Origin of the sequence: Halomonas sp. 113 (genome assembly GCF_904067645.1) — a bacterium.
Lineage (GTDB): Bacteria > Pseudomonadota > Gammaproteobacteria > Pseudomonadales > Halomonadaceae > Vreelandella > Vreelandella titanicae.
On the sequence record NZ_LR881453.1, the window covers coordinates 5041404 to 5053101 of the forward strand.

General features: G+C 54.6%; 11 protein-coding genes and 1 pseudogene. 4 read left to right on the plus strand and 8 right to left on the minus strand.

The annotated features are described in order from the left end of the window. Positions 1–187 precede the first annotated feature (187 nt). From YERSI8AC_RS23420 to YERSI8AC_RS23435, 4 genes are read right to left on the minus strand one after another with little or no spacing between them, the layout of a single operon-like run. Positions 188–1276, minus strand: a complete 1089-nt coding sequence (locus YERSI8AC_RS23420; protein WP_081139052.1) for a TniQ family protein — start codon at positions 1274–1276, stop codon at positions 188–190. After that, positions 1276–2160, minus strand: a complete 885-nt coding sequence (locus YERSI8AC_RS23425; RefSeq protein ID WP_159177721.1) for a TniB family NTP-binding protein — start codon at positions 2158–2160, stop codon at positions 1276–1278. Before YERSI8AC_RS23425 ends, YERSI8AC_RS23420 begins: the two co-directional genes overlap by 1 nt. Then, positions 2157–4085: a Mu transposase C-terminal domain-containing protein gene (locus YERSI8AC_RS23430; RefSeq protein ID WP_016916422.1), complete on the minus strand. Its 1929-nt coding sequence runs from the start codon at positions 4083–4085 to the stop codon at positions 2157–2159. Before YERSI8AC_RS23430 ends, YERSI8AC_RS23425 begins: the two co-directional genes overlap by 4 nt. Further along, positions 4078–4620 carry a heteromeric transposase endonuclease subunit TnsA gene (locus YERSI8AC_RS23435; protein ID WP_236579234.1) on the minus strand — a complete coding sequence of 181 codons (543 nt, stop codon included), beginning with the start codon at positions 4618–4620 and terminating at the stop codon, positions 4078–4080. Before YERSI8AC_RS23435 ends, YERSI8AC_RS23430 begins: the two co-directional genes overlap by 8 nt. Positions 4621–4899: 279 nt before the next feature. On the opposite strand from YERSI8AC_RS23435, the pseudogene YERSI8AC_RS23440 reads away from it, so the two are divergent. Both YERSI8AC_RS23440 and YERSI8AC_RS23445 read left to right on the plus strand, forming a co-directional pair. After that, positions 4900–5562, plus strand: a pseudogene (locus YERSI8AC_RS23440) (ATP-binding protein); the annotation flags it as partial. A 41-nt stretch (positions 5563–5603) separates the two neighbouring features. Then, positions 5604–5864 carry a HigA family addiction module antitoxin gene (locus tag YERSI8AC_RS23445; protein ID WP_159177722.1) on the plus strand — a complete coding sequence of 87 codons (261 nt, stop codon included), beginning with the start codon at positions 5604–5606 and terminating at the stop codon, positions 5862–5864. 112 nt (positions 5865–5976) lie between these two features. Here YERSI8AC_RS23445 and YERSI8AC_RS23450 read toward each other — a convergent pair whose 3' ends face one another. Next, a complete protein-coding gene (locus YERSI8AC_RS23450) occupies positions 5977–6555 on the minus strand; it encodes an NADPH-dependent FMN reductase (RefSeq protein WP_022521278.1) in 579 nt (192 codons plus the stop codon). A gap of 219 nt (positions 6556–6774) precedes the next feature. On the opposite strand from YERSI8AC_RS23450, the gene YERSI8AC_RS23455 reads away from it, so the two are divergent. Then, the gene (locus YERSI8AC_RS23455) at positions 6775–8085 is read left to right on the plus strand and encodes an esterase-like activity of phytase family protein (RefSeq protein WP_236557409.1); all 1311 of its coding nucleotides are present in this window, start codon (positions 6775–6777) and stop codon (positions 8083–8085) included. 77 nt (positions 8086–8162) lie between these two features. On the opposite strand, the gene YERSI8AC_RS23460 is transcribed toward YERSI8AC_RS23455, so the two are convergent. Together YERSI8AC_RS23460 and wrbA are read right to left on the minus strand one after the other, a co-directional pair. After that, a complete protein-coding gene (locus YERSI8AC_RS23460; RefSeq protein WP_022521276.1) occupies positions 8163–8798 on the minus strand; it encodes a DsbA family oxidoreductase in 636 nt (211 codons plus the stop codon). 15 nt (positions 8799–8813) lie between these two features. Continuing rightward, positions 8814–9425, minus strand: a complete 612-nt coding sequence (wrbA, locus tag YERSI8AC_RS23465) for an NAD(P)H:quinone oxidoreductase (RefSeq protein WP_022521275.1) — start codon at positions 9423–9425, stop codon at positions 8814–8816. A 140-nt stretch (positions 9426–9565) separates the two neighbouring features. Here wrbA and YERSI8AC_RS23470 point away from each other — a divergent pair, with 140 nt between their 5' ends. Next, positions 9566–10468, plus strand: a complete 903-nt coding sequence (locus YERSI8AC_RS23470) for a LysR family transcriptional regulator (protein WP_009286202.1) — start codon at positions 9566–9568, stop codon at positions 10466–10468. A 72-nt stretch (positions 10469–10540) separates the two neighbouring features. On the opposite strand, the gene YERSI8AC_RS23475 is transcribed toward YERSI8AC_RS23470, so the two are convergent. Beyond that, the gene (locus YERSI8AC_RS23475) at positions 10541–11524 is read right to left on the minus strand and encodes an alpha/beta hydrolase (RefSeq protein WP_022521274.1); all 984 of its coding nucleotides are present in this window, start codon (positions 11522–11524) and stop codon (positions 10541–10543) included. Between the last annotated feature and the right edge of the window lie 174 nt (positions 11525–11698).

The window sequence follows — 11698 nt, forward strand, 5'->3', positions numbered from 1 at the left end:
TTGCACTGACGACAGACGGCGTCTGGGTCATTCTTAGGCAGACGGGCTAACTCACCACATCGTGGGCACATCCGCCGCTTAAACACACGAGCATAGCAAGTTGAACAGTAGCCGTGCCCTTTATGGCGTCGCCACAATTTGGAGACTTCTCGGCCACACTCATCGCAGTCGACCGTTTGGTGTTGATTCAAGAGGTTGGCTCCGCTTTCATTCTGCGTTTTAAACGCGCCCATGAGGCTCTAACAGCGCGTTCCGACATGGGGCGACAAGCCGGGGGAACACGGCGGCGATGCGGCCCATGAGGGTGGTGAGATAACCGTGATAGCAGCGGCAACAACACAACGGGGGGCGACCTTCGGGGATCATGAAGCGCGCTCGTTTTGACATTGCACGCGACCAGAACGCTGAACGTTTCTTCAAGGCCCATACTGAGCAAGCGTTCCAACGCTACCAATAAGGCACTACGCTCGCTGACAGCCAGCAGCTCAAACGCCAGGCCAGACACAGGCATTCGGCAATCCGTAACCGAAATGCCCAATGAAAGAAGCGCATCGGCCAGGGGTGACACAGGCCGCCGACTTGCACGCCGTATAACGCCAATAAAAAAGGCCACCATAGAAAACCAATCGGCGGGTGCGATAGAGGCCTGCCTAAACGTCACCTTATCCTGTTCTAACACACGATCAGCCATCACTTGAACACTGAACGCTTCAGGTAAAGGCGACGTGCATACCGCCTTTCTAAAATCGTTATGACACCGGCTGCATTGAGCTAAATGTTGATCTTCCGCTGTCAGGCGATGGGGCTCTATAGGGGCCTTGCATGCTGGGCACTCATCTACCAGCTGCACCCCATGAAAGCGGCACCCAGTGTGCCAAGCGAATCGCCAGTGCCGGCGCAAGTAGGGGGTTGAGTCCTCTGCCAAGCACAACGTGCATACCTGTTGTCCTCCATGGCGGGTTCGATTTCGGCTGCCGAGTGCCAACAACCAGGGCCAAGTCCGGGTTTCCGGTAACGAGTAACCGACCACTTTCTCACAATCGTCCCGCATCCCCGCTTTCTGAAACTTAGCGGAAGATATCCCCGAGGCATTCACTAATGGGCGCATTCTTGCGAGGGGTATTTCCCTATCAATGTCCCTCGTCCATATACGCCATGTTGGCCAAATAGCCCCGGTGAGCGACAAAGGATCACACCCCTGTCGCAACGCCGCCCGAACGAGCCATGATGAAAGGGACTCCTCAGGCAGCAGGGGCACACTCAGCGCCCAGGTCATTACAGCATCACTTCCCTAATGCCACGGGTGGGCCGCACCCATGATTTACTCTGAATAATTTTCTCATCGATGCACTCAGCTCCAGACAAAATAGCGGCATTTGCACACTCAATCAGCAGCCGGTGCAGGTCACCCAAATTACCGCCAGAAATCGCGTGGAGCTGGGTCGCCAATTGGGGCTCATGCAGTTGGGAAGGATGTTTGAGAGGTAATATCTTCTCAAAGCCAGCGAGCAGCTTCTGAAACTCCTGATTGAGCTCCCACTTTGGTAACGCGACCACATCAAAGCGACTCGCATGCTGTGGGTCTGAATGCAGCACACGCACAGCATCTTGCGTCCCCACACCAACGATGGGAATCATTAGCTCATTGCATAAAAGCTTAATGGCATTCATCGTTTCGCGCTGCTTAACAGCACCACCGGTTAACAGAGAGTGAAACTCATCGATGATCAGTAAGCGCGTATGGCAAGCACGCAGTTGATGAATCACCTGGTAGCGCAGCTTGGGAACAGGATCTGTAGGCCGGTAGGGAGCCCAGAAACTCTCTAGCACTGCGATATACAGACTTTTCTCATCGGCACTCGGGGGAGCCTGAGTGACAACAACAGGCTTCACGGGCTCTACGTCTTCATTCACGTAGCCTTCACCGTACTGCTTACGAAACCGTTGAACGATGGTTGTCTTTCCGTTGTTGGAGTCACCCACGAGCAAGAGGTTAGGCATACGAGGACGACTGGGCTTCTCCATCAACCCACGCATGACCTCAATGACACGATTGGCCAATGGATAGCCCAACCAGCGCGGTTGATCCATAAACTCCATTCGCTCTTTAGCGGACAGCCCCAAGATGTGACGAAGATCAGGATGAAGGTGTGTGCTCATGCTATGTCCCAGTTCACATCGATATCACCCGTTAAAAGACCGTCCCCTTGAGCGGGTGTCTCTTTAGGGGCCGCAGTTGAGGGCGCATGTAAAAGGGGATCTGCAGGCGTCACCTTCTTCTCATGCTCTTTACGTCGTTGTGCCTGACGGCGACTTCGCTTAGTACGTGCTTGCGACTCCTCCACATGGGTTCGCAGCTCACTAATAGCGCGTAGAATTTCAGTCTCATTGACCGAGTTTCTTCCTTCCTGCCGAAGGCGCGCTTTAGCTTGGGCATACTCCCAAACACTCATCGAGGGGAGGGCAAGATTGGCAAAGGGCACGCGAAAATAGTGCCCGAGCTCCGGGTCTTTGAACCAAATGACACTAATGTCGCGAGGGTCGCGCCGGAAAACAAAGGTGCGTTTCTTGTCTGGCATGTCTGGATCTTTGGCATTGATCCAAGGTCTTAGCGCTTCATCGTAATAGTTTATGCCATCGATGGTCACACCAAAGGTCTGGATCGTACGCTGAAAGCTGGGCAAAAAATCGAGCAATACAGAGAGCCTGTCAGCAGGCCTCGGCGCTAATCCCACTCCCTGCACATCCGCATTGCCAAACACACCAATTTCCCACTTTTTCATCGGCGACATACCAATCCCAGAATGAAGGCGCTGGTGGTAAACCTTGCAAATCAACGTCACCAGCCACTCTTCAAACTCGCTTTTCGTCATGGCCGCGTGCTTCTCTGGATCGTATCCCTCTTTCTCTTTAATGGAGGAGAAGGTCGTCCCAGGCAGGTTATGGATTTCCTTTAGAAGAGAGCCCAGTACCCGCTCAATGTGGCCACCATAACGAGGCTGCTTAACAGGCCGAAACTCAAGGTTGACCCCATAGGCTAGGCATGAGCGCCGAAACGTCTCAGAGCGAAAATCTGGGCCGTTATCGACATGAATCGTGGCGGGTGTGCCCCATACCGGCCACTCAGCCTCCACATTATGCAGTAGCAACCACTCATCTTTAGGAAGCATGGAGTGCGCCACACACATGCCGACAGATGTTTCAGAGGGCGGGTCAAACGACAAGTAATACCCCGTGACCATGCGAGTAAACACGTCCATGGCCAACGTAATCCATGGGCGACCAATCGGCTTGCGATACACGTCATCGACCAAAATAATATCGGCAGGCGTGTGGTCAATCTGCATAACGGCTAACGGATAGTCCGCATTGGGAAATTTTCCGGCAGCCGGCTGGAACTTGTTAATGGCTTTGTCTCTAAAACCATGGCCACGCAACCGGTCACGCTCTGGGATATCACGCAGACGAGCACGAACGGTACCAGGGCTCGGCGGGTCGATGCGCCGTTCATGGCAGCGCCGCATGACTTCCTGTACCGCTTTTTGTGCGGACGGACGCTGCAGCGTCAAATACACCTCTTTGATGACTTCCTGAATCACTGCCTCGGCATGCGCGGGAATACGCGACTTTCCCTTCTTCCACCCTGGCTTTTGAGGAATCAATGCGAGCACCGAGCCCGTCGCTTTATACCGCTTCAACCAACGGTAGATCGTAGCCGTATCAACCCCCGTTTGTTTCGCACGCTCCTCCGCTGCATCCCGCCCCACCGTATGGCGATCCACCAAGGGCTTAATGATGGAAAAGCGATGCTCGGCCTCCCGCCAATCGGCATCCCCAATCTCGGACATATCCTGCTCAGGGGATACGGACCCGCTATTGAGAGGCGCTAGTTCTTTGATGCGAAGCGGGCAACTACGCCCGGACTCAACGGCAATGCCAATGACTGTCTCAAAATCGAGCACCTGGGAAATTCGGTAAACGGTGCCATCTTTCTGAACCTGCTCACCCACCATAATCTGCAAGTGTTGGCGTGTTTGGGCGACGCCGTTATTGGGTTCAGTTGCGCTGCCACGATGGTTATTCATAATCGGGTACCCATACCTCCGATAGAGGACTGAAGGATTGGGCCATATCGCAATCTAACTGCCGAGTCGCCAGTAGATGCCATAAATGCGCAATCCCCTCTGCCCGGTAAATATCGCCCATAAAGTGCCGAGAAAGCAGGTAATCCAAGGTCGCCACCCCCATTTCCCTCACCGTGTTGAGGACTGCCTGGCTTTCGACAGAGGGAAACACCATCCGCTTGTAGCGCGCTAGGAAGGTAATGTTGTCCAAGGTCTTATCACGAATGCGGCTTTCATCATGAATGCGAAACGCCCAGCCCTCATTGTTGGCATGCCGTATCGCCGCCTTCCATTTAGGCGACCATTCACGCCAATGTGCTTGCCACTTTTCCCGTGGTTTGACCTCCACCAGGAGAGGTTTTGGGTAATCCCTGTAATGACGGTTACCGAGACGGTAATAAACCAAATAGTCAGGTGTGTAGGTGTAGCGCCTACCGGTCACGGGATGATGAAACGGGATCTCGCACGGCTGGGATATCACACCAAGGACGCTCACATCAAAGTCAGCCTTGATGAGGAAATCACGTTCGAGCGTCGACTCGAACGCAATAGACTCCTCCCCGCGAAAGGCATAGTAGCCAGACACACTTCGTCGGGTAGGGCCGATTTTACGAACGGATGTAGGCAGTGGCATGGGCAGTCGCACCAAATGTTGAATAAAACAAGACCTGTCGCATCAATTGCTATTAATTCTGTCGCACTCAATCCTGTACAGACTACCATAATAGCCCGATATTACGCCCTGAGGGTCGCACTAATTGCTGAAAATGACAGCGGCTCAAAACCCAAACCCGGCGAAATTTCACTCGCCCACCACGGCGTGCTGTTCTTGGATGAGCTGCCGGAGTTCTCTCGTCATGTGCTAGAGGTACTTCGGCAACCGCTGGAAACTGGAGAGATTCATCTCGCACGTGCCAGCCATGAGCGCCGCTACCCTGCTCAATTTCAGTTAGTAGCCGCAATGAATCCCTGCCCCTGCGGCCACTTGGGCGACCCACGCCAGCGCTGCCAGTGTACCGCCAGCCAAATCCAGCGTTATCAAGCGCGGCTTTCCGGGCCATTGCTAGACCGTATCGATCTGCAAGTGGAAGTGCCCGCACTGCCGCCAGAGCAGCTCACCGCACAAACCCAAGGCGAGTCGTCAGAAGCCGTGCGTGAGCGGGTGATGGCCGCCCGAGAACGCCAAATGGCCCGTGGCGCGCTGAATAGCCAGCTAAGCGGCAAAGCCCTGGAAGCCGCCTGCGCGCTTAACGATGAAGAGCGCGCCTGGCTCGCGGGCGTGCTGGAAAAGCTCAAGCTCTCCGCCCGCGCCTATCACCGCGTACTACGCGTAGCCCTGACCCTTGCCGACCTTCAGGGTGAGCCCAAGCCCACCCAGCCACATCTAATTGAGGCCATTGGTTACCGACAGCTGGATCGGATGCTGAAAGGTGCTTAGCATTGAATTAGACACGATCACTCATAACGGGAGGTGACAAAATGGCAAAACTTCCTAATATCCATCCCGGTGAAATTTTGTACGAAGATTTCATGCAGCCAATGGCGCTGAGTAAAAATGCGCTGGCTAAGCAGATGGGCGTCCCAGCGACCCGCATTGGTGAAATCACCTTGGGTCGCCGAGCGATTACGGCAGATACTGACTTACGTCTAGCAAAGATCTTCGGCACAAGCGAAGGTTACTGGCTTCGTTTGCAGAATGCCTACGACCTAGAAGAAGCCCGCCGTCACCAAGTGGCATGAACAATTCTCTCATTTAACGACTCGAGCAACCGTACCTACATTGAAGTCATCGGCTACCGCCAGCTGGATCGGATGCTAAAGGGGGCGTAAGCCCCCGAAAGCCACTGGGCGGTTAGTGCGTGGCGGCCAGTGAGTCCACTAGGCGCTGACACAGCGCATCCAGCTTCTGCCCCGTGGTTTCATCGTGTAACGCGCCACTATCATTGAAAGCGCTGCCCGCTTTCGCCAGCGACAATGGCTGTGGCAGCACGACCAACCCCAGATTGGCTAACAGTTGCTGACCAAGCGGTAGCGCACGGATGCCACCTAGCCCACCTGGGGAAGCCGCCACCAGCGCTGCCCACTTACCGGCAAATAACTTGAGCCCCGGCGTATCCTGATAGGGACGTGATAGCCAGTCCAGTGTGTTTTTCAGCAGCGGCGTGATAAAGCCGTTGTACTCCGGCGAAGCGATCATCACCGCTTGGTGATCCGCCAGAATCTCACGCAGCTTCAGCACATTCTCCGGCACGCCCCGGGCTTCAATATCTTCATCAAACAGTGGGCAGGGATAATCTTTTAAATCGATAAAGGTTGCTTCCCCGCCAAGCGCCTCAATACGCTTGGCGGCCAGCTTGGCTAGCTGCTTGTTCAGTGACGCTTCTCGGGCACTGCCAGCAAAGACCAGTACCTTTTTGACCGATGATCCCATTGCCATTTCCTCTTTGAATAATGTATTTGAAAGCCACACCATTTATTAATATTTACGCCTGTTGAGCAAGACGTATTTTACGACTCAGGGCCAGACTCGACGTGAAACCCTGCTGCCATTAAAACGTCTGCACTTTGTCATTCAACTATCACTATTACGGATGAAAATTAGCAAAAGCTGCACCTGCCCTAATTTTTCCTCCGAAATGGTGAAATAGTGATGACAAAGCCGTTACTAGCGACTGCTCTACTCGCCTTTGCGTTTACCAGTGCGGCACACGCCCAGCAGAGTTTTCCCGCCACATTGTCCGGCCATGCCCAGCTACCCGGCAGCACCTTTGTGGCAGCTCCTTCCGGTGCCGCTGAGCACTATAACGTCTCAGGCCGTTTTACTGGCCAAGAGGGCCGCGTTGAGCAGTTGTATACGAACATGCAAGCCACCGGCTTAGCGCTACCCTTCCCCAGCCAGCCCCTGCAGGGTTTTTCTGGCATTCGCTCGCTTGGCGATAACCGTTTCCTGGTATTGACCGATAACGGCTTTGGCTCCAAGGCGAACTCCTCCGACGTCATTCTGATGTTTAACATCATAAAGACCGACTGGGACACTGGGCGTGTCATCATCGAGGAAACCGTTCAACTCTCGGATCCAAACCGCAAGGTGCCCTTCCCGATTATGAATGAAGCCACTCCTGGTCGTTTTTTAACCGGGGCTGATTTCGATATTGAATCGATACAGCCGGTGGGCGATAGCTACTGGATTGGCGATGAGTTTGGCCCGTGGATTATCCAGGTGGATAATCAGGGCGAAGTTCTGCAAGTGCTGGCCACCAATCCTGGTGGGACGCTGATGCGCTCCCCCGACAATGCCTTTGCCCTCCCCCCGAACCCTGGCGCGCCTCTCGCTGATGATGTGAGGGTGTTTCGCTCCGGTGGTTATGAGGGCATGGCGCTCTCCGAAGACCAAACAACCCTCTACCCCTTACTGGAAAAGCCCATCTGGGATAGCAACGCCAACGCCCCGGAAACGATTGATGGCACCCCCGTATTAAGAATGTTCGAGCTCAACACTAAAACCGGCGAATGGGGCGACACAACCCGCTACTACCCCTTGGAATCAGCGGATCACGCCATCGGCGATTTCAACCTCATTGGCGGAACTCGCGGCTTGATCATCGAGCGTGATAGCCGCCAGGGCGACCCGCGAGAAGAGTGGGCAGACAACCCTGCCGAGTTCAAACGCATCTATCTCGTCGATCTCGAACGTACGGACGAGCAGGGTGTGCTTGAGAAAATCGCCTATATCGACTTGATGGACATCCAGGATCCAGAGGGCCTTGCACCGCGCGGCACGATCAACGGCACCTTTAACTTTCCCTTTGTGACCATTGAGAACGTGGATCGTGTCGATGAGAGCACCATCGTGGTCGCCAATGACAACAACTACCCTTTCTCGATTGGCCGCCAGCAAGGCCGCGCCGATGATAATGAGCTAATACTGCTCGATGTAGAGGACTTCCTGAACGCCCAGTAATGTGAGCAAGCGTGGGGCCGGGGCGCTCAATTATGACCCTAGCCTCACGTTAAAACGTCAGCAATCTCTCGACAAATTCAGCCAATATGCTGGCGGACTTCCTGTAACTGGAGACGCAGGCTTTCTATCGGTTGCGCACCATTAATCAGCCATCTGTCTTCAACAATCAATGTCGGCACCGACTGCACTCCCAACTTGGACGCGAGGTGGTGATCCTTTTCCACCGCCTGCTGAGTTGTTTCCGAGAGCACGTCTAGATCATAACGAACCATGTCGAGCCCGATTTCTTCAGCCAGTGATCGCAGCACCTGGCTATCACCGATATTGCGGCTCTCCGTCAGGTGCGCGTACTGAACACGATCAAACATACGCCAGTGCCCTTGTTGACCTGCCTGCATTTCAGCCGCCTTACACGCCAGCGCGCCAGGCATCCCGTGAGGATACTCGAAGGTTTGGGCACGCATACCATCAATGTTGATACGCGGGGTATCCTCTGCGGCAACGCATTTTTCCCAATGACCGAGAATTGTTTCTTTGGCATCACCCATAGAGCCGAAGGCTTCTAGCATGGCTTCTCTACTTGCTTGAAGCGTAAAGCACTGGTGATGCACATCCAGGTTCAACTGCTTGGCAAGCGAGTGCAGCCGGGGAGAGAGAAGGTAACACCAACCGCAAACAACATCGTGCACAAACACCACCTTTAATGGATGCATGTCTCACCTCCCCCTCTAATCGTTGTGTGAACTGAGCGAACGCGCAATGGATGCCACGTGCTGACCCTGAAATTCAGCAATGCGCAGCTCTACCGCCGACGGCTGCCGCGAGCCATCTGTCGCCGCCAAGGTTGATGCGCCATAGGGTGTGCCTCCGCTGATCTCGTCCATCGTCGTAAGGTCGGGACAAGAATAAGGTACCCCCACGATGACCATGCCGTGGTGTAACAAGGTGGTATGGAAGGACAATAGGGTGCTCTCTTGACCTCCATGCTGACTCGCGGTGGAAGTGAATGCTGCACCAACTTTGCCGATAAGCGCCCCCTTAGCCCAGAGTCCACCGGTTTGATCTAAGAAATTGCGCATCTGGGAGGCCATATTGCCAAAGCGAGTGGGCGTGCCGAAAATAATGGCATCGTAATCAGCCAGTTCACTCGGCTCGGCGATAGGCGCAGACTGATCCAATTTAGCCCCCGCCTTGAGGGCGACCTCTTCTGGCATCAGTTCTGGCACGCGCTTGATGGTCACTTCAGTGCCAGGGATGCTGGCCGCGCCTTTCGCTACAGCGTCAGCCATCGTCTCGATATGGCCATAGGTTGAATAATAAAGGACTAGTACCCGGGTCATCGTGATTCTCCATGCGTTGCTATTCGAATACGTTCTGAGTAGGCGATCTCGTCGACGCCATGAATCCCAGGATAAGCTTTGTTTAAATAGAGATAATCAGTAGTATTCGAAAATGATATTTTCCTTACTGGAAACAATGCATGGATAAGCTGACGGCAATGCGCACCTTTCGGCGAGTCGTAGAGCTGCAGAGCTTTTCTGCGGCCGCGAACGACCAGCGGCTCTCCAACGGCGCTGTGAGTAAACAGGTAGCGGAACTGGAGGCCAGCCTTGGGGTAACGCTGTTGACGCGTACCACCCGGCGGCTGAGCCTTACCGATGCGGGGCGGGCGTACTACGAACGCTGCGCCTGCATCCTCGACGACATTGAAGAAACCGAGCTAGCGTTGGGAGTTCACCAAGCAATCCCGCGGGGATCTCTTAAGATCAACTGCCCCATGTCGCTGGGGCTTTTGCATATCGCACCTTTGATCCCCGTATTTGCCGAGCGCTACCCGGAAATCAACATCGAACTGGTTATGAATGACCGCCGCGTAGCGTTGGTGGAGGAAGGATTCGACGTCGCCTTACGTGCCGGTGACCCACTGGAAGATTCATCACTGATCGCACGCCGACTACAAAGCATTCATCGCGTATTGTGCGCCTCGCCAGGCTATCTCGAGCGATTCGGCGAACCGACAACACCTCAAGCACTTTCTGAGCATAAATGCCTGCTCTACAGCCTGGGCGCCGCACCGGAAGTGTGGCGCCTTGGCTATGCAGGGCAGACTATCGAACAGCGAGTGAAAGCAACCCTGACCGCCAATAGCAGCATCGCCCTGCGAGAAGCGCTGCTTGCGGGCATGGGCATTTCTCTAACCCCGACCTTCGTAGTCAGTGCGGATCTCAAGGCTGGGCGCTTGATTGAAATAATGCCGACATACCGCCCCCCTGAGCAAGGCCTCTATATTCTCTATCCAGCCAGCCGCTACCTCTCGCCAAAGGTACGCTGCTTTGTAGACTTCATGGTAAATCAGCTCGGCGGCACACCGCCCTGGGGGTAAAGCAGGGCTCATTGAGAGGGTAGAACAGGGCCCTAGATCCAGGGATGCCTCTAGGGTCTGGAATTGCCGACGTTATTTACTAACACTATCGACAAACCCATCTACAAAATTATCCAGCGCTTCAAACAGCACTTCACGAATGGGATCTGCCTCATTTACCAAGTGGTGGCGAGCTTCCGGGTGGCGGTGAATTTCGGCATTGGGAAACTTCTTCGCCAAAATCGCTAAATTCCACTCCCAATCAACGGTCAAATCCTGCTCGCCCTGGAGTATCAGGGTAGGCAGCGGGTTGGGCTCCTGGGCCAGTAGGCGAGGCATCCAGCGGCGCATGGCGCTCACCCAGGCAACGCTCAAACGCTCGGGCTGCAGCGGGTCACCCTCGCGTAGAAACTCGGTGAACTGCTCGTCGGTAGAGTTGGGGCGATATTTACGCGGCAACTCTTTTACAAAAGGGCTGGCAATCAAGTGCAGCCAGCTGGTTTGGCTCCATCCCCAAGGCCGCACCAGGGGCGCCAGCAGCACCAAACCCGACCAGCCGGAAGCCCCACGACGGGTGAGTGCATCGGTAGCCAGAATCGCCCCACCGGTACTCTGGCCCACGCCTAACCACGGCTCAGGCGCCATGCCTTGGCTCTTTAAGGTCATCTGCAAATGAGCCAGGCAGTGCTGATAATCATCGAAATCTTCTATTGCCGCCCGCGCACCGCTGGAAAGGCCGTGGCCGGGAAGATCCCACAGCACCACTCGCCAGCCCTTAGCCAGCAGGCGTTCAAGCAAATGGCGATATAGCCCCATATGATCGAAATAGCCATGTACCACAAAGGCAGTGCCCACCGGCTGCGGGGGGCTCCACACTTGGCACCACAGCGCAAAGCGCCCCGTATCGATAAAGCCTGCATGCACTTCACTGGTATCTAACAGCAGTGCTTCCAAGCCATAGTGGTGGAAATAGTCTTGCATGGCGTTTGCCAATACTTCCCCAGGCAACAGGCGGCTAAGGGCGGTATCGCCCGAGGCGTGGCGAAACAAGCCTTCCAGATGTTGGAAATCACTCATCGATGTTTCTCCATAACGCCATTGTCCTTTGACCTAGGCACGGCTGATGTTTCGCGCTTTCAGAACCAAATGCCTAGTCATTTGGTCGAGCATTTTAGCGCATTAGGGTCTACGCTGTTTACATGCCCGGCCAGGTGTGGAATTATTTTCCATAAATACATTTTACGCTGACCG